This window comes from Paenibacillus thermotolerans, assembly GCF_028745515.1.
Taxonomy (GTDB): domain Bacteria; phylum Bacillota; class Bacilli; order Paenibacillales; family YIM-B00363; genus Paenibacillus_AE; species Paenibacillus_AE thermotolerans.
In genome coordinates this window covers 72,647-91,284 of the sequence record NZ_JAQZSG010000024.1, presented here as the reverse complement: position 1 = coordinate 91,284, position 18,638 = coordinate 72,647, and the positions used below count along the sequence as shown (strand labels likewise).

Sequence of the window (18,638 nt, the reverse complement as noted above, 5' to 3'; positions counted from 1 at the left end):
CAATCTTATCTGTCGGTTTCTGTCTACTCTAGTCTAGCATTCACACCAGCACTCCACTTGATAATTTACAACGTCTCCGTACTGAGCGTAAACCCTTCGATCACCACATCTTCGTCAACCTCGATCAAGAACTAAAATTCGAACAGCTTTTAGCCCAATTCGCCGGTCAACAGCTTTTTGAAATAACCCATATACAACTCCTGCTTCTCACTGTCCAGCAGGGCGAACGGCTGACACTCGTAATGATAGATTTCGCTACTTTCTTTCATGATACACGTTAAGAATGACAAAAACCTTGAGCAAATCGTGACCCAACTTAAATTGCTTGCGATTGTGGGCGTTTTCTTTTTTATTCATGGTCCTTCAGACAGCTCCTATGAAGTGATAACTTGGTCGAAATAACCATCTAATAACAGGACAAATATACGTCATCAATTTCTGGACATTATATCCTATAGTAACAATCAGCATTTCGCCAATAGCATCGGTCACTCAATGATATACATCAATCATTTAAAGTTAAATTCACAGAAAAAAGTGGATATTGAATGTGAACAAGAAATATTTCATTTCAATGAATAATTCTACAAAATGTTGCATTAAACTCATACTATAGACTTACTCTTTTAGGGAGTGATTAAAATGAAACGACCAAAAATAAAAATATTTGGACAAGTTTACAATGTAATACAAATCGAATTTGACAAAAATTCAGGTTTAATCAAAAAAATCGTCTATCAAGTAAATGAACATCAAAACAAGTCAGTTTTTAAAAGTAATGAAATGATATCAAAATCATTAACATCAAAATATAAAATTCAAGAACCAACGGTTCACCCTTATCATGACTATGCATATGCGCCTGATTTGGAGGCTTTACTTGTAGAATGTAAAACAATATAGCCCAAACAATTACAAGTAAATTTATTATTAACTTAGTTCTAAACCTTGAATGGATATATCTGTGCAAATATTTTTCTAATCCCACTTTCAAAGTTGGTTGTATCATCAATATATAGAATTCTTAAATTCTTAATGGCTCTTGAGCAAGAGACATATAACAAATTCTTTATCTTTTCAAAATTTTGTTTATCTTTATTGTTAAGCCCATCGGGGGAGTGTATATTTTCAAAAAAGAAATTAAAATAATTACTACTTTTCCCAAAGGCATTTTCCATAATTATTATAACATTCTCAAATTCACGCCCCTTTGTACCATGATAAGTATGGTAAATAACCTTCTCACTTTGTTTTTCTATAATAAACTTATACCATAGTTCGTACTCATCAATACTTATTTCCAATAGTTTGTTTATAGTTGCATTAGCATGATCAATATCTTCATTTGACATATTGTAAAATAATTTTTCCGCTAGATAATTTTTAAATAATTTACATGAAACATTTTCAAATCCAAATGTCCAATCAATTAATTTCTTATAATACTTATCATTATCTTCTGCATAAATAGCTGATATGGATGCTATATATTCGCCTAATGTTTTCCCGTTGATTTGTTTTAATGAATTAATTAAAACTCGTAGACCTATAAAACTCATCTCATCAAATAAGCTTTCTTTAGGTGATATGTCGATAACCGGAGTATTATTCAAAAGACAATTGTGTAATTTAACTATATTGAAGATTAACTTGGGGACCTCACCCAATTTAGACAAATCATTGCTTAAAAGTTCCGTATTAAGTTGGTTATAATTGGCCCCTTTATATTTATTTGTCTCTTTAAAACCTTCGTATATGTTACTAAAACCAGTATACTCTGCAACTGTCTTATTTGTTAAAACAAGACAGTGTAGTTGATTTTTTAGTGTCACATTCCATTTGTCTACATATATTTCTATGAAATCTCTAACATCAGAAGAAGTTCCACTATAAAATTTTACACTACCACCTTCACAATCATCATAAATTGATATCTGTTTTATGTTATCGTTTCTAATTTCGTTTATAACTTCAATGACTTCTTTGGTAGATCTCCTATTATACTCTTTATATATTGGTACTAAACCTGTGTGAATCTCTGTAATTTTGCTTCCAACACCGTCATCATAGATATTTTGAGCAGTATCACCAAAATAACCTATAAAATTTTTTCGATTAATTTTTTCTGCATAATTCTCTAAATAACTCATAATTTGTACAACTTTTTCATCGGTATCCTGATATTCATCAATAAAAATAAAAGGATATTTATCTATGATAATCTGCTTTAATAGATCATATCTTTCAATTATTCTTAACCCATAGTCTAACAAGGTATCATGGCTTATTCGCATTTTTTCAAGTTGATCGCTATTATATATTGAATTATATTCCACAGATGAATACCCTGGTTTCTTTGAGATTATATTTTCATAGCTTTTTCTATATTTATCCAACTTATAAATAGTACTAACTATTTTTTTAAAATGGCCAACATTATTCAGTATATTAGAAAAATCACTCAAAATCGTTTGAAATGTTTTTTTGAATTCAGCTGCTTTAACGCTATAATTTTGATAAAATAATTCATTGTTCTCAAACATAATTTTTTTGAAATTATCTTTTTGTTTCTCGTCTAATTCTCGGTATTTTACATATTCATCATCACTTTTTATCTTTTGTTCTAAACTTGTAATCTCCTCTTCTAATTTTTCCTTATGAATTTCAACCAATTGTTTTTGATAATTTTTGATAAATGACCAAATTCTCTCGTGAATCGTAGATATCAATACTAAATCCGAATTGCCTAATCGCTCTTTTACTTCTCTCGTTGCAACATTAGTATATGTAATACAAATGATCTGCTGGTTATGTTTTTTTAAGTTTTTATTGTAATTTCTTATTACATACTTCAGACTTTCTATGAGAGCATATGTTTTCCCAGCTCCAGCTCCAGAATTGAAAATAATACTTTCGCTTTTATCAATATAATTAAAAATTTCGTTTATTGATTTTTGTTCTTTTTCACTATTAGATGGAGATATTTTAGTGAAAACCATTGTTATTTGTCCCCTTCTAATGTATTTTTCAACCATGTGACTCCATTTTGGATATATTTTGGCAAAGTAGGAATCCTCGAATCATCATTTTCAGTTATAAACTTGTAAAGTAACTCATTCGCAAAATCACTTTTATTATTTGATAACTTTCTTTGAAGCTTAAATGATTTTTCTTTAATTTTTATAAAATTTTTATCTTCGCCGACGATTTCTTTATAAATATTTGGTTTCACTTTTTCCAATACACTATTTAAAAGTTCATTTTGAAAATTAGTTAAAATAAATGCCTCTTCGAAGCTTGTTGCACAATATCCCTCTATCTCCCCTTGAAATGTTATATACATATTGTCAGACTCAATCTTTTCTGGGAGATCTTCTAACTTATTAGAGTCGTTATTATACTTCTTAATGGTTTCATTAGTTGTAGTTCTATATTTTATGTCGGAAATCTGCTTAAAGTCGTTCTTTTCAGATTCAGTCCTTTGAATATCTAGGTCAGTAATAATAAGTGTAGGTACCCTTAGCAGCTTAATTAAATCGTGATAAACAAGTCCGTGTGCCCCGTCAATATTGAAAATTGATATATAATATTTGTTTAGATTATAATCTTTATCGATATAAAATTTTAGAAGTGTTTCTTCTGTCACGCCCTCTACAAAAACAATTGCATCTGAAAAAAATAACTCAGAAACTTTATATTTTATATGCTTTTTTAAAAATTTAAGGTCATTCTCTCTTCTATATTCATTAGCTTCACTTTTAGGAATAATTATATCATCATGCAAATTGATTACATTTGTGTAATTATTATTTAGAGTAACGTAATTAATGTTATTAAAAGTGTTGCCACTATGAATTTTACTGTTGAGTATATGTGATGAATGTGTTGTAATAATCAGTTGACTATTTACGTTCTTATTTTTATTTTTCAATAAAGAAGCAATTGTTTCATTAATATTTTTTATAAATAGCTCTTGCATTTGAGGGTGCATAAATGTTTCAGGTTCTTCAATTGAAATTAAATTCACTTTACTATTAAAAGAGTTTTCTGGGTATTTTTCCATATAGTCAATTAGATCAGCTATTATCATCATCAAATTTGTATAGCCTAGTCCAAATTGATTCTCAGGTATAGTTAAATCTCGTTCGATATACTCGTATGTAATTAAATTATTCATAACCTTTTGAAAAGTTAAATCTGCTCTCAATAGTACTTTAAGTCTTTCATTTGACTCGATTTCTTCTAATGATTCATTGATATTATTTGTGTGTCTTTCACTAATTAATTTAGTAAGGTCTTCATTTATATCATGTATTTTGGAATTAAGTTCATTTCCTTCTTCTTCAAATAATGATTTATACCGATATTCGATTATTTTACTAAATGCTTTTGAAAGACATTTTTCATTTTCTATATTGTTTGCTTTAATTGCTCTTAATTCGATTAGATTCTTTATGTTAAAACTTTCGACTAGATCACCATCTGCATTGTAGTAATTTATTGATAAAATAGAGTCATCTATAAGTTTCATGAATTCCCTAAACCGATAACTATGCTCGTGATGCTGGTTTTTGTTTATCATTTTTCTCACATCTTTGATAAATACTTCTTCATTTGCTATTTCCACTTTCATGATAATTTCCAATTCAGAATTATTAATATCATCCAATCTCATAAAAGGTACAAGATTAGTTATTAAATCGTTGCTATTATCTTCAATACCAATACATATGTTAAATTGAAGATATGGCGTTTCAATTTCTTTATCATCTACCATTGTAATTAGATTCTCATACTGCTCTAGTAAATTTTTTAAATAAAAGAAATTAAAATCATTTGATTTAAAAGCATCTTTATTGTAATTAATAAGATAATCCAACGATTTAACAATTGTTGATTTTCCACAATTATTCTTCCCTACTATTAAAGTAGTTGTTGGGGCAATATTTATCCCTTCTTCTTTTTTAAGCTCTTGATAAATATTCGAATCAACAAACTCTATTTTATTATTCTCTGTTCCGAACTTTCTAAAGTTCTTGATTTTTAAACTTTTTAAGTACATAGTGTCTCCTCCATCTCCTATAACAATTAATTATTCAACATTTTATTCTTTCATCAGTTTGCTTATAAATGTAACTGTGGAAAAGCTAGTCAAGATAAGCTTTTCTCTATAAAGTCAGTCAGAAGTACTTATACTACACAAAGAGTTAATTTATAAAACAATTCTACAAAGTTTTACAAAATCCTCCAAACAAATCTAGTACCATGATGGTCTCTGGTGGTGCTCAAGTTTAACAAAACGCAAAAACACCCGATTTATGAATCAGGTGTTGTCATTAATTATGTCAAAAATCAGTCAACTCTACTATTACCTTGCTTCTTTTTCACTTTCTAAACTCCATCTGTACTACAGAAGGTCACCACTGCAATCTCAACAGTCTGCACCATCCCTCACTAACAACGCGACACACTCCACATGTGTTGTGCTCGGAATAGGAATGCACTTTCCCCCTTTCAGTTAGTAGGGACTTTTTTTGCTTATGCATCTTGCTTTGTATGCTGTTATAAAAGCCTGTTTTATATACGAAGGTCAGTTTATAAGGCTTGGGGCTTTCCTGATTGGAGTTTTCCCCAATAATAACTTTATCGACAATGCTTTCGAATACGTTCCGGTCGAATGCGGTCAGAACCTCATTCGTTTGAAGCACTTTGCGAAAATGTTCAAGCCGTTTTCCCAAGTCAATCTCATCTTGCGCGGATTGCTCCAACTGTTCCTTTTCTTCGAGCAGTTTAGTAAGCGCAGTATCTAGTTCCGCATACTTCTGTTCGTAAGTAGCCCTGTCAATTTTCTCATCCAGGCACAAATCAATCAGTTTGCAACGTTTTTGCTCCGTAGCCTGAATATCGCTGATAATTTTGTTCAGTCGCTTTTGATTATACTGATCGCTAAACACGGACTCCATTCTTTTCATAAGCTCGTCCAGCACATCCGAATTGTTGCGGCACACCAATTTGTACGATTCGACGAAAGCACCCTCAATCAGCTTTTCCTCCAAGGCTTTACTGTGAGAGCAGTATTTCTTCCCTTTTTTCGTGGCTGTCACGCACTGCCAAATCACCTTCTCATGCGGGGTTCCGCTGTGCCAGTTCCGCCGCGAGAGGTTGCTTCCGCAGAAAGCACATTCCAACTTACTGCTGAAAGCAAATTTCCTGCTGTACTTGTCCCGCTTGCCTTTCGCGCCGCGGCGGCGATTCTCGCCCCTTCGATGCAATATGTCCTGCGCCTTCTCAAATACTTCCTCGCAAACAATCGGCTCATGATGATTTTTGACATAAAACTGATCTTCCTCGCCGTAATTGTCCAATCTTCTCTTGGAAATGGGATCGACGGTAAAAGTCTTTCCTTGCAACAAATCGCCTTTGTACTTCTCATTCTTTATGATACCAAGAACGGTTGTGTCCTGCCATTCGACTCTTCCGTACTTGGTTTTATGTCCCGCCTCAGTCAGTTCCTTTGCAATAACGTAAGCGCCGATCCCCGATGTATATCGTTCAAAAATATAGCGGACGATTTCGGCTTCTTCTTGATTAACGGATATCTTTTTCGTATTCACATCGTAATCGTATCCCAGACAACTTTGAAAGCCCACCAGTTCGCCGCGCTTCATTTTCATTTTCAAACCTTTTTTCACGTTGGCGGAGATGTTCTCCACTTCCTGCTGCGCTACGGAGCTTAGAATGACGAGCAACAATTCGCCGTCCATCGTCAGCGTATTGATATTCTCGTCTTCAAAAAATACGGCGATGCTTTTTTCTTTCAACATTCGGACGTATTTCAACGTATCCAGCGTGTTTCTTGCAAATCTGGAGATAGACTTCGTGATGATCATATCAATTTTCCCATCCATACAATCGTTAATCATGCGTTGGAAATTCTCTCGCTTCGTTACCTGAGTCCCGGTTATGGCTTCATCTGCATAAATATCAACCAGCACCCAGTCGCTTCGTTTGCTAACGAGATCGGTATAGTAGGCGACTTGCGATTTGTAGCTGTTCAATTGCTCCTCAGTGTCGGTACTTACGCGGGCATAAGGGGCGACGCGAAGAACATCCGATAACTTTCCGGCGTTGCGATCCGATATTTTCCGACTTGCTTTAATCACTTGCACTTCAAGAGCCATGATGTTGTCCTCCATTCTTATTTACTTGCCTTCAGTTTAATAAGAGATGGGCGGACCGACAAATGTGCGAATCAAGAAGTAAGGTCCGAAATGATGCCGTAATCCTGCATCGTTTTGTTCTTTATCAAATGAAATTCGCTTTCTGTAATCAAAGATAATGCCAGCAGCTGTCTTATCATAGCGATTTGCATACTGTACCGGATGAGTTTATGGTTCATAGCTACCTGCCAATCATTCTTAAAAACAGAAAAGCAGAGATGCGCAACGAACAAAACCTTATGCGCGCATCTCTGTTTCCGCCTCTGTTTTGGTTGCTTCTCTTCCATTAACCCTATCCGGCGGACAGTGGTTGACCGTCCTCATAGGCTTCAAACCTCTTCCAGGATCGCTGCAAGCCGCCCCCATTGCGCTGAACTGTGGCTAGACGGAAGTATCATTATCCCTCCGCATGGGTCTTCGCCTTAAATGGAACCACCATTTATGTATTGCATGGGCAAAATCGCTCGCAGTTTACCGCTTCTGATGAAAAAACATGCAGAAATAAGAATCGGCAAACTGGTCGTGGCGCACCTGCAATTTGGCTCTCCCTTTTAGGCCATGCGGGGAACGTACCAGATAAGATTGTATTTAGTTTTCAAGGATCCATGAAGGATGAATAATATCCCTCTAATATTCATTTCATTTTTAGGGCAAAATCGGAACTACTTGTCCAAAAACTATCCTGCGCGGCTGCCTTTTTTTGAGACAATTAAATACCTATCTGGATTTGATATATAAAATACAAATCGAGATTGACTAGAACGGCGATTTCAAATAAGATAAAAACATGTTCATAAGGCGATGGAGTTCGCCATAAACCGCCGGTAACGGCTAATGACTCCTACCAGATTTTTATTCTGGTAGGAGTTTGTCTTTTTATGTGAATAATTGGAAAGGAGGGGTCGATTTGATTTATGTGTATCTCGGTGTCGGCGGAACGCTCGGCGCTATTAGCCGCTATTCACTTGGCATTTGGATAGGAGAACGTTTTGGACAAGCATTTCCGGTTCACACGCTAACAATTAATTTATTGGGTTGTTTCTTACTTTCTCTCTTCTATACGCTGACCACGACAAGATTTTTGGTACATCCGCACTTCCGCTCTTCTTTTGGAACAGGATTTGTTGGGTCGTTCACTACGTTTTCGACCTTTAGTTATGAAAATGTAACATTGCTTCAATCAGCACATTATGGATTAGCATTGCTCTACATTGTAGCAAGCCTGCTCGGCGGTTACCTGTTCACAAGCTTAGGTATACGCCTGGGTAACTATGAGAAAGGCAGAATCCAGCAAGAAAGTGAGTAAACGTTAATGGATATTTTATGGATAGGCATTGGTGGGTTTATTGGGGCGATTAGCCGATTTGCTGTCGTGGAGGCGTTTAGCCGACGATCAATATCATCGATTCCTTTCGGAACGTTGACTGTAAACCTGGCAGGCTCCTTTTTACTCGGCCTTTTGTATGGGATGACTTTGAATTTACATCTTACCGCCCTTTTGGGAACGGGCTTATTAGGAGCTTTCACAACTTTTTCTACATTCCAGTACGAAATTGTACAGATCCGCCGACTATATAAATGGCGCTCTATTGTCTCTTATGTGTCTATCAGTGTGATTTTTGGAATTACTTTCTGCGCATTAGGTTATGTACTCGGGCATTTGTGGACCTAGACGAACATCAGGAGGATTGCCGCTATGAATTATGCTGTTTTTCNCTTTTCAAAGGGCAAATTACTTCATTACAGGAATGGCTCCTTTATTTATCATGCACCGCGCAGCGGTTCGGACCGATTTCCATCTCGCGCTGCTCGTCTTCGTTCGGTGTAATCTTACCCATGTTCGTTTGGCGAATCTCCTGATAGGCGTTCGGTTGAGGCGGCAAATTCACGGTTACCGTCCGTCGAAACGTCTCCTCGTCCTGAATGTTCAAGCCCGGATTGTCGCGGTACAGATCCGACAAACGGGCCATGACGCGGCCGCCTTCTCCCAGCTCCGTCACTTTGCCGAAGTGGGCCGGCAGTACGATCAAATCCTGAGCCAAGCCTTTGTAACGGTTATACAAGGTGTTGCGAAGATCGCCAACCCAGTCCTCTGCTTTGCCAGCCAAGTCCGGGCGGCCGATCGATTCGATGAACAGGATATCGCCCGTAAGCAGATATTCATCATCTACGATAAACGACGTGCTGCCGATGGTGTGACCCGGCGAGTAAATGGGTTGAATTTTGATCTTCGTATTGCCAATCGTGATGTCACGGCCTTCTTCCAGTTTCTCATATGGGAACGTTACTTCTGTCGCGTCCTTGGGCGGCAGCCAGTACGTTGCGCCTGTTTGCTCCGCCAATTTGCGCCCGCCGGAAATGTGGTCCGCGTGCAGGTGCGTGTCCAGCGTGTGTTTAATGGTTGCTCCCTGTTCCCTGGCGAAGCGTTCGAATACGTCCGTCATCCGGAGCGTATCGATCACAGCCGCTTCACCGCTGGAAATCACCATGTAGGAGAGGCAGCCTTTGCCGATCCGCACGAATTGGTACAGGGAGCCGCCGTCTTTCAAATCCCCGATTTTTACCGGCTCCAGATGCTCGCTCCAAGATTTCATGCCGCCTTCAAGATAAGAGACGTTCGTTCTTCCAGCCTCGACCAATTGTTCCGCCACGAATTTGGACGAGCCTTCCTTGGCGCATACCACCAGCAAGCGTTTGTCGCTTGGGATTTGTTCTAACGCTTGATCCACGCTGTCAAGCAAATCGAAATACGGAATGTTGATGATCTCGACGCTTTCCCCTTCGATTTTCCAATCGTCGAAGTCGCTTTGGTTACGCACGTCAAGAATGAAGAGTTCTTCTTTGTTCAGAACGATTTTCGTCAGTTCTCCCGCTGTCATCGGGCGGAGTCCGCTTGCAGTAGTCAATGTTGTTTCCCCCTTTGATGAATTAGAACGTCAAGGACACGTTTGCGTCCTTCGCGAAATCCAGGAACGTGACGGCTCCGCCGACTTCGATTCCTTCAATAAAATCCTCTTTCTTCAGGTTCATGACGTCCATCGTCATTTGGCAGGCGATGATTTTCACGCCCATTTCCTGCGCCATGTTCACCAGTTCCGGAATGGAGGGAATGTTGGCGTTTTTGAAGCCTTCCGCGAAATGCTCTTTGCCCGCGGGCAGCGGAAGCTGGTGATGCGCCTGCTTGTGGATCAGGTTCAGTCCTTCGAAGGTGAAGAAGATCGCCACCTCGGCATCGGTTGCCGCAGATGCGGTCGCGATGTTGAAGACCTTATAGGCATCGAACAGTCCACCGTTGCTTGCGATAATCGCTACTTTCGTGCTCATTTGGAATGACCTCCTTGGTCGATGATTAGATTTGAAAGTCCTTTTCCGTCGGGCCGGACCACCCGGACATGCCAGGCTCCACGTTCTTCACGTTCTTGAAGCCTTTCTCGGCCAGCAATTGGCAAGCAAGATCGCTGCGTGTTCCCGTACGGCATACTACGTGAATGTCATCATCCGGATTGAGCTCGCCGAGGCGCTCTTCCAGCTCCCCAAGCGGAATGGAGACGGCGCCGGGTACGCGGTTAAACGCGTATTCAGCAGGCTCGCGAACATCGAGCACGGTTACGCTACCCAGTTTTTTCTCCAGCTCTTCATTGGTCACGGTGTGAGGATATTTTTTTTCTTCCTTGATCTCATCCGCGCTCGATTTACGGATGAAGTGCCTGAGCACATCGCCATTCTGAATCGTACCCAAATATTGATGGCCGGTATTCTTGGCCCAGCCTTGTATATCAGCCAGTGAACCTTTATCGGTTGCCTGAACCTCGATAACCTGCCCGGATTGCAGCTGATCCATCGCTTTTTTGGTTTTGACGATAGGCATCGGACAGGCCAAACCTTTGCAATCAAGCGTCTGATCGGCTTTGATTTCTGGATGTGCAGTCAAATCGTAACCCTCCTATATTGGTGTTTTTCCGGGGCTTACCTATTCTGTTCGAGTTTACCCAAAAAACTACAAAATCATCATTACATATACCCCTATAGGTATAATAATCGCGTAATGTATTGTTGTCAACTTTGGATTAACTGGGGCTCAAAAGATATAAAGATTATTAATTATGAAACCAATATAAAAACAAAAGCAGACTTTACCAGCCGCATCCAGATTTAGCCAATTTTTTGGAATTTATTAACGATTTGTCGGGACATCTTATTTGGCTCGATTCGATTATGGTACTTGTAAGCAAATACGGTTTGGAGTTATTTGCTATATGGCTTGGATTCGTGTGGGTGCTTGGCGATCGAAGGAGACATATTGATGTACAGTCGGGGTTCGCTGGGATGNGGCTCGATTCGATTATGGTACTTGTAAGCAAATACGGTTTGGAGTTGTTTGCTATATGGCTCGGATTCGTGTGGGTACTTGGCGATGATCGAAGGAAACATATTGTTTTGCAGTCGGGGATCGCCGGGATACTGGCTTTGTTTCTGAATTATGTGATTGCCCAGTTCTATTTTGAGCCTCGGCCGTTTGTAAGCCATCCGGTTCATTTACTGTTCCCTCACGCAGCGGATGCTTCCTTTCCAAGTGATCATACATCGGGGGCATTCGCACTTGCATTAACGGTACTTATTTGTAAACGCTGGTCCGGATGGTGGGGCTACAGTATGTTGGCTTTAGCCGTTGCAACAGGGATTTCGCGAGTATATGTTGGCCATCATTATCCGGGAGATGTGATAGGGTCCATCGTAGTAGCTTTTTTAGCAAGCCTATTGCTTCAAAGCCGTTGGATATTACTTGCGCCGCTTTCTACTTTTATAATAAAAATGTATAAAAAATTGTTCTTTCGCCTTTTGGCAAAAAAAAAGTTGAACTTCCAAGTTAATAAATAACGATTGTAGTAGACTCATAAGCTCATTGTATTCCAAGCTCATAATCCTTCATAAGCTGATAAAACGTTGGCTTCTTCTCCGGGTCGGCAGCTCGTATAATTTCGGAATCTGGGCATCGAAGACCAGTTTACATCTAGTCGATTGTTTCCGTCTTGTTTCTACCAGACCAAATTTCCCCATTTTAAGGGCAGGGTCTAATGCAGTAAAGCGGTAGCTCTAAAAAGGTTACCGCTTTACTTTGTTGTACTCCGACAAGATCGTCGTCTTTAAGGGGCACAGGAATGATTCATGCGAACTAAAATTTGTTTTACCAAAGATGTCGCTGTACTTTTGGGATTCGCAATCAATGTCTGTCCAAGAACCTTTGGTTTACAGAAGAAAACCCCTAGCTTCGTGAAGATCAATATACCACGCTGGTTGGAATTCCGCCGCTAACCGAAATAAAACAGCCGGTAGCGGCGACGTGACGCTTCATTTTGTTTGCGTGGGAAAGTCCGATTCAAATCAGGAACTCCCCTAATACGCCGCTTGTAGGCATTCTGATCAACAATTGTCCATGAGCACCTGCCGCTATCTAACTGCGCTCCCATTTACTCGGTCTCGCAAAGTCCACATTTGAACGGTCCTCGGTCATCGAACACACATACGCTTTCAAAAAGCTGTAAAATAAAATGTTTTTTCAACGCTAAAAATACGAAAAATCCGGGTTTTCCAACTTTTAAGGGATTCTGATTTTTTCAAGTTTCCAAAATAAGTTAACCTTTTTTGAGACCTCTTACAAAAGCGTTCACGTTACCTAAGCAGCAAGCCCCTTGCGGGTTGTTTACCTCACATCCACAGCGACCTGCCTAAACATGAGCTTTAATTGGGTCAGTTGGTTGTTGGTCGGTTTCTATTGCTTGACTGAGGCGCTCTCTCGTCCAACTGAAACAATAACATACAGGCACACCCATTGTCTAACGACACAAATGCCGGGACATTATCCTTCAGCTGTCTGCTTCATAAACAGTAGCACGTTGTATTCAAATCGGTCCCGTTATCCAACACCGTATATACGCTCGTCCCAACGGTCAATACGGCAGCCAGTGTATGATGATTAGAGGATACAAAAACGCCGCAGAAATTAGATCTGCGACGTTTTTATTGCCCCGCGATGCTTTTCGTGAATGTCATATTCCGCTTTCCATAGTCTTTGTTGTTTTTTCTAATGTATTTTTAACGATTGAATCCTTATAATGCCCTCCGATATGTTTCCTTCTGCGAATGATTATAATCGCGACAGCGGCAAGGGTAATTATAACCGATAACAATTGCGAAATACGAATGTTTTTGCCTGCCTCCATTGCTCCCCATCCAAAACTCGACATTGGAGACCATAGAGCTTTCAAGAATGAAGCCAACCAGTTCGGTCCAGCGAAAACCAAACTATCCGTTCGAACACCTTCTATGTAAAACCGGCCCACCGAATACCAAATAAAATAGCTCATAAACAGTTCCCCTACACGTAGAAACGGACGTCTTCTGAGGAACAGTAACATGGCTAGTCCTAATAGACTCCAAATGGATTCGTACAGGAATGTAGGGTGATAATATATTCCGTTAATGTTCATCTGATTTACGATAAAATCCGGCAGATGAATTGTCTTTTTTAAGAAGTCTTTGGATACAGATCCTCCGTGGACTTCCTGATTGACAAAGTTCCCCCACCGCCCCATCATCTGCCCAACAATAAGACCTGGAGCACAGATGTCAGCAATGCGTAGGAAGCTGTATCCCTTCCTGCGCGTGAATATTACAGCTGCTATTATGGCGCCAATAAGCGCACCATATATCGCGATTCCCCCGTGCCATATTTTTATTATTTCTACGGGATCGTTTTTGTATTGTTCCCATTCAAAAGCTACATAGTAAAGTCGGGCACCGACCAAGGCGGAAGGCAATCCTATCAAGAGAAGATCAAAGAAAAAATCTTGTGGAATTCCGAATCTTTTTCCTTCACGAATTGCCAAGATCAAGCCAATCAAGGCTCCAAAACCAATTATCACACCATACCAGTGTATTTGAAGAGACCCTATAGATAAGGCAATTGGGTTGATCATGGATTAAAAGGCCTCCTTTGTAACTGCATGATCATGGATACCAAACATCAGTTTTTTTTCAAAATGCCAACGCATACCTATTCGATAAATTTGCCATGCTAAGGTGAACGAATCTTTGCAAATAGCAAGGCAGGTGTACCTCTTGGAGGACATTATTCAATATACTTTCCTTGTGTTGTGCGCAGGTTCCGTTTTTATCTGGCTGAGAAAGCAGCCGATCAAAGATTGGCTTATCATTTATTTTCTTAAAGGATATATATCCGGATTTATTGATTCTTTCCTTGTCGCTTATCACGTATTATCCTATCCTGTTCGTCTGCTGCCCCAAGTGTTCAGCATTGGCATTCTCTTCGACCTATTTGTTTTCCCGATTCTTTGCGTTTTTTATAATCAAACAACTTATAAGTCCAAGCTGCTTGGTATTATTGGACAAGCTTTCTTATACAGTCTTCCAGTTTCCATTCTTGAGTATTGGGCTGAAAAAAATACGCAATTAATTGAATACCATAAGTGGTGGACGCTTTACCATACTTTCCTGTTTATGACGACGACATTCTTATTCGTTCGTGCTTCCATCGGTATCATTCGTAGGTATACAAAACCGTAACTAATTGTAATGCAGTTCTAGAACGATATCATCAACGCCAAATCCCCGAAGGGTATGAATCAATGAAGACTGCATAAGACTAATATCGCTTCCTGCTTCCTCTGCTCTCTTCATTGTTATAACAACTCGGCCAACCGGTCCGTTGAAGTTCACGAGTTCAAGTTCGCATGACTCAGGAAAAGGATTCGTATAGCCATATACTTTCGCGCTCAAAAGCAACTTGATCGCCGTAATGCGAGGAGCTTTTACGGAAGTAAGATTTTCATATTGGATTTGTACGGATTGTAAACGACCTTCTCGCAACAGATATATCGTATAGGTCTCCTTGATGGCGGTGTTTTCTTCATAACAGACGGTTTTTGGGGCTGGATGCCGTTCGAGCTCCTGGACGTATTCAAGTACTTTTTCCGTTTCTAAAAACCCTTCAATTCTTCCCATTTCATTGTTCTGCGCATCGAGAAAAACCGTCGTGGGATTTTTCTTGATGCGATATTCGTTCGTCAAATTAATCTGTACGTCAACGAATGCGGTGTTCAGCTCGACTTCGGGCAAGTATTGCATGACCTCTCGCAACACTGTCCCCATCGACCTGCCGATCGGGCATGCGCTAAGCGTAAACAAGAGGATCCGGATTGGTTGTTTCATTATTCCAACTCCTTAATTCATATCTGCTATGGAGTCCTTCATGATGCTGTATGTGATGGCTCCCTGGAATTTATGGCGAATGATTCCCTGTGTGTCGATAAACAACGACGTAGGATAAGAAATAACGACATATTCGTCGCTGACTTCCCCGGCGCTGTCTTTCACCATAGGGAATGTGAGCTTGTATTCATCAATGAAATCCGTGGCGTTCTTCGGCGACTTTTCGGTAAAAGTCAGATTAACACCCAACACGACAACGTCCTTGTCCTGAAACTCCTTATAGAACTTCTCCATATGCGGCATTTCTGCTCGGCAAGGAGGGCACCAGCTTGCCCAGAAATTCACCAGAACCTTCTTTCCCCGATAGTCGGACAAAGAAATCTCTTTGCCGTCGAAAGATGTCAATTTGAAATCGACGGCTAGATCCCCTGCATTGATCCCGGCTTTGGCGTTCACGGTAGGGTTTTCCTGCGTTTGTTTGTCCGGATTGTCACCTTGTTTCTTCACGTTATCAAAGACGCCCCATGCAATGAGTCCGATCAAAAATATTCCGATAATGAGATTACGTGATTTCATTTTTGTTCCTCCCAGGTATTAGTACGGCGAGAATGAATAACGGGCAAGCAGCGCGCTCAACTTTTGCAACTGGCCGGTATAGAGCAGCAATCCGAGCACGATCATCAGCACGCCGTTCACCATGCTAAGGGCGGGCTGCATACGATTAACCCGTTTGACGATCTTAAGCGAATAAGTAAGCACCAATGAGATCATCAGAAATGGGATGCCAAGCCCCAAGGAATAGACGGACAATAACCCCATGCCCTGCAGCAGCGTATCCGATGAGCCCGCCAGAATCAGAATCGAAGAAAGAGCAAGTCCGACGCACGGCGACCATCCAGAGCCGAATGCCAGCCCGAGCAAGAAAGAGCCTATCCACCCTTTTCTTTTATCTCCGCTTCCCCATTTGACCGAACCCATCAGAAACTTCAGTTTCAATAAGCCGGTCATTTGAAGTCCGAAAATTACGATCAGCAGGCCGCCAATCTTTTCAATCCAATCCCTCTGCATCGCCACGTATTGCCCGATCACGCTGGCGGTGGCCCCCATCGCCACGAAAATGACACTGAATCCCAGGATGAAACCGACGGAGCGCATGATCAGTATTCTGCGATTGGCGGCGACCTTTCCTCCCTCAATCATCGCGTCCGCGATATGGGACACGAAAGCGGGAACAAGCGGAAATACGCACGGCGACAAAAACGAAAGCATTCCCGCCGTGAAAGCGACGACAATCGATACTTGTTCCAATCACATTCCCTCCTTTCTCGGTAACATCTTACGGATCGATTGTTTAGATTCGTTAAAGTTCGTTTCTTTTGCCCGATTTCTTTTTTAAAAAATTTGAAAACGGGCCACACTACGCAATAACTAAGCTGTGGTTAGGCAGGTTTGAATTGGAGGGTGCTCATAAAAATGAAACTGACGATTTTACAACAGAACGATACACATGGTTGCTTGGAGCCTCATCCCGAGTTTTTCTGGCATGCAGGCCGTCCCATTTATCGAACCGCCGGCGGTTATGCCCGAATTTCCGGATATGTGCAGCAAGTTCGCGAGGATACCGATCATGTGCTTTACGTAGATGGCGGAGACGTGTTCCATGGAACCGGTCCCCTTGTGAAGTCGCAGGGCGAGATCATGATTGATATTCTCAACCACTTGCGCTTGGATGCCATGGTGCCGGGAAATTGGGATTTCGCTTACGGACCAGACCAATTGAGGAAACTGGCTGGCTCTCTTCAATTTCCCCTTCTCGCCTGCAACGTCCACGGAAAAAAAACTCCTTTCGCCGCGTACGCCATCAAAGAGTATCCCGGTTGCCGCGTGGGTTTGATCGGATTGGCTTACCCTCATTTGGAAGAGACGATGCCTCCTTCTTTTGCGGGAAACTTCAATTTTACACATGGCGTTGAGGAATTATCGAAATGGATTCCGAGACTAAGGTCGGAGGAAAAGGCGGATCTCATCATCGTTCTCAGCCACATGGGACTGCCGCTTGATGTCAAATTAGCCGGCCTGGTTTCCGGCATCGATATTCTGCTGAGCGGGCACAGCCACGACAGAATCAAGAGGCCGATTCGCACCAATGGGACTCTCATCGTGAAATCCGGCGCCAGCGGATCATTCATCGGCAGATTAGATATAGAGTTGGAGTTTGGACGCATTGCCCGGTTCCAACATCGTCTCGTGACCTTATTGGAAGCAGACTATCCCCTCGATCCGAACATGCAGACGCTTATAGACGCCCATCTCTCCCCGTATCGTAGCGAAATGATGGAAGTTGTGGCGCCAATTGGCGACGCCGCTTCATCGTATGATGCTCAATAAGGCTCCGATGGATCGAATCATCACCGATTCCTATATTCTTGCGACGGGAGCTGTTATCGCTTTTTCACACGGTTGGAGATATGGAGCGCCTGTCTTACCCGGACAAGTCACATTGAGGGATTTATATAACATCATTCCGACCAACCCCAGGCTATTCACCTTGGAAATGGAAGGAATGGACATCCTAAGGCGCTGGAAACCAATCTATAGCAAGTTTTCGCGGCCGATCCATTCGATCAAAAGGGCGGGTATTTGCTGCGATCCTCTAACCTTTCCATGGCGTTCAAGCCCTACAACCCGGTGGGGGAAAGAATTCAACACATCGAAATCGGAGGAAGTCCGCTTAAGTTGAGCAAACGCTACAAAGTAGCCGGAGCAGGCGAGCTGGTATTGAAGAAGTATACGGAAGGAAGACGCGTTCTCGATACGGATGCGTTCGGTGCCATTCGTGCTCAATTCGCCGAACACCCGGAAGGTCTGATCGTTAACGAATCCTCCTATATTCATTGTATTTAAAAGACGGGAGCTTGCCTGATGGGGCAGCTCCCGTTTTTCGTAAATATTCAATTTCTGTTATGCAATACGTGTAATAAAGCTTGCTTTTCTTCTTGGATTTCAGACGCGGTTCTGACGCCTAGTCTTCGAATCACCGGAAGCGGCGGGCACCATCCCTGGAGCGCATGCTGAAGCAGAAAACCTCCGACGACGCCTGAAAGCAGGAACCACTTCTCTGTTCCGTCCTCTGTTGAATCCTCTGATTGACCGCGTCATCGGTATGAGTCTCGACACGTTCTGCGGTTG

General features: G+C 41.0%; 18 protein-coding genes, 2 pseudogenes and 1 riboswitch. Of the genes and pseudogenes, 8 read left to right on the top strand and 12 right to left on the bottom strand.

The features are described from left to right. Positions 1–155: 155 nt before the first annotated feature. Positions 156–357, bottom strand: a pseudogene (locus tag PT964_RS18615) (DUF4317 family protein); the annotation flags it as partial. 285 nt (positions 358–642) lie between these two features. Here PT964_RS18615 and PT964_RS18610 point away from each other — a divergent pair. After that, positions 643–903, top strand: coding sequence for a hypothetical protein (locus PT964_RS18610; RefSeq protein WP_274364851.1), 261 nt, complete (start codon positions 643–645; stop codon positions 901–903). Positions 904–941: 38 nt separating this feature from the next. Here PT964_RS18610 and PT964_RS18605 read toward each other — a convergent pair whose 3' ends face one another. The 3 genes from PT964_RS18605 to PT964_RS18595 all read right to left on the bottom strand — a co-directional run bounded on the left by PT964_RS18605 (position 942) and on the right by PT964_RS18595 (position 7,181). Then, on the bottom strand, positions 942–2,999 hold the full coding sequence (locus PT964_RS18605; RefSeq protein ID WP_274364850.1) for a UvrD-helicase domain-containing protein: 2,058 nt from the start codon (positions 2,997–2,999) through the stop codon (positions 942–944). Positions 3,000–3,001: 2 nt separating this feature from the next. Next, positions 3,002–5,062 (bottom strand): ATP-dependent nuclease, encoded by a 2,061-nt coding sequence (locus tag PT964_RS18600; protein ID WP_274364849.1) that lies wholly within the window; start codon positions 5,060–5,062, stop codon positions 3,002–3,004. A 355-nt stretch (positions 5,063–5,417) separates the two neighbouring features. Then, the gene (locus PT964_RS18595) at positions 5,418–7,181 is read right to left on the bottom strand and encodes a recombinase family protein (RefSeq protein WP_274364848.1); all 1,764 of its coding nucleotides are present in this window, start codon (positions 7,179–7,181) and stop codon (positions 5,418–5,420) included. Positions 7,182–8,008: 827 nt separating this feature from the next. Further along, positions 8,009–8,071, top strand: a riboswitch (Fluoride riboswitch). Between the two features lie 29 nt (positions 8,072–8,100). Here PT964_RS18595 and crcB point away from each other — a divergent pair. Together crcB and PT964_RS26590 are read left to right on the top strand one after the other, a co-directional pair. Then, a complete protein-coding gene (crcB, locus tag PT964_RS18590) occupies positions 8,101–8,526 on the top strand; it encodes a fluoride efflux transporter CrcB (protein WP_274364847.1) in 426 nt (141 codons plus the stop codon). Between the two features lie 6 nt (positions 8,527–8,532). After that, entirely contained in the window at positions 8,533–8,892 is a 360-nt protein-coding gene (locus tag PT964_RS26590) for a fluoride efflux transporter FluC (protein WP_082053530.1), read from the top strand. A gap of 85 nt (positions 8,893–8,977) precedes the next feature. Here the strand turns inward: PT964_RS26590 and PT964_RS18585 are convergent, their stop codons facing one another. The 3 genes from PT964_RS18585 to PT964_RS18575 are packed head-to-tail and all read right to left on the bottom strand — an operon-like array spanning position 8,978 to position 11,151. Then, positions 8,978–10,099: an MBL fold metallo-hydrolase gene (locus PT964_RS18585; protein WP_274364852.1), complete on the bottom strand. Its 1,122-nt coding sequence runs from the start codon at positions 10,097–10,099 to the stop codon at positions 8,978–8,980. 49 nt (positions 10,100–10,148) lie between these two features. Then, positions 10,149–10,544, bottom strand: coding sequence for a DsrE/DsrF/DrsH-like family protein (locus tag PT964_RS18580; protein WP_041049393.1), 396 nt, complete (start codon positions 10,542–10,544; stop codon positions 10,149–10,151). A gap of 25 nt (positions 10,545–10,569) precedes the next feature. Further along, a complete protein-coding gene (locus tag PT964_RS18575) occupies positions 10,570–11,151 on the bottom strand; it encodes a sulfurtransferase TusA family protein (RefSeq protein ID WP_080835038.1) in 582 nt (193 codons plus the stop codon). Between the two features lie 395 nt (positions 11,152–11,546). On the opposite strand from PT964_RS18575, the gene PT964_RS18570 reads away from it, so the two are divergent. Then, on the top strand, positions 11,547–12,098 hold the full coding sequence (locus PT964_RS18570) for an undecaprenyl-diphosphatase (protein WP_274364846.1): 552 nt from the start codon (positions 11,547–11,549) through the stop codon (positions 12,096–12,098). A gap of 755 nt (positions 12,099–12,853) precedes the next feature. Here PT964_RS18570 and PT964_RS26460 read toward each other — a convergent pair. Then, positions 12,854–13,051 (bottom strand): annotated as a pseudogene (locus tag PT964_RS26460) (putative iron-sulfur cluster-binding metallochaperone); the annotation flags it as partial. Between the two features lie 216 nt (positions 13,052–13,267). Continuing rightward, the gene (lgt, locus tag PT964_RS18565; protein WP_274364845.1) at positions 13,268–14,197 is read right to left on the bottom strand and encodes a prolipoprotein diacylglyceryl transferase; all 930 of its coding nucleotides are present in this window, start codon (positions 14,195–14,197) and stop codon (positions 13,268–13,270) included. A 142-nt stretch (positions 14,198–14,339) separates the two neighbouring features. Here lgt and PT964_RS18560 point away from each other — a divergent pair, with 142 nt between their 5' ends. After that, positions 14,340–14,804: a CBO0543 family protein gene (locus tag PT964_RS18560; protein ID WP_041049428.1), complete on the top strand. Its 465-nt coding sequence runs from the start codon at positions 14,340–14,342 to the stop codon at positions 14,802–14,804. On the opposite strand, the gene PT964_RS18555 is transcribed toward PT964_RS18560, so the two are convergent. From PT964_RS18555 to PT964_RS18545, 3 genes are read right to left on the bottom strand one after another with little or no spacing between them, the layout of a single operon-like run. Next, positions 14,805–15,449: a thioredoxin domain-containing protein gene (locus tag PT964_RS18555; RefSeq protein WP_041049380.1), complete on the bottom strand. Its 645-nt coding sequence runs from the start codon at positions 15,447–15,449 to the stop codon at positions 14,805–14,807. Between the two features lie 12 nt (positions 15,450–15,461). Continuing rightward, positions 15,462–16,025 carry a TlpA disulfide reductase family protein gene (locus PT964_RS18550; protein ID WP_274364844.1) on the bottom strand — a complete coding sequence of 188 codons (564 nt, stop codon included), beginning with the start codon at positions 16,023–16,025 and terminating at the stop codon, positions 15,462–15,464. Positions 16,026–16,043: 18 nt separating this feature from the next. After that, positions 16,044–16,757 carry a cytochrome c biogenesis CcdA family protein gene (locus tag PT964_RS18545; RefSeq protein ID WP_231571348.1) on the bottom strand — a complete coding sequence of 238 codons (714 nt, stop codon included), beginning with the start codon at positions 16,755–16,757 and terminating at the stop codon, positions 16,044–16,046. Positions 16,758–16,922: 165 nt separating this feature from the next. Between PT964_RS18545 and PT964_RS18540 the strand changes: the two genes are divergently transcribed. From PT964_RS18540 to PT964_RS18535, 3 genes are read left to right on the top strand one after another with little or no spacing between them, the layout of a single operon-like run. Then, complete coding sequence (locus PT964_RS18540) at positions 16,923–17,837, top strand: bifunctional metallophosphatase/5'-nucleotidase (protein WP_274364843.1); 915 nt, start codon at positions 16,923–16,925, stop codon at positions 17,835–17,837. Further along, positions 17,824–18,189, top strand: coding sequence for a 5'-nucleotidase C-terminal domain-containing protein (locus PT964_RS26585; protein ID WP_425262766.1), 366 nt, complete (start codon positions 17,824–17,826; stop codon positions 18,187–18,189). The genes PT964_RS18540 and PT964_RS26585 overlap by 14 nt, the downstream gene beginning before the upstream one ends. Further along, positions 18,090–18,353: a hypothetical protein gene (locus PT964_RS18535; RefSeq protein WP_156158114.1), complete on the top strand. Its 264-nt coding sequence runs from the start codon at positions 18,090–18,092 to the stop codon at positions 18,351–18,353. Before PT964_RS26585 ends, PT964_RS18535 begins: the two co-directional genes overlap by 100 nt. Positions 18,354–18,638 lie beyond the last annotated feature (285 nt).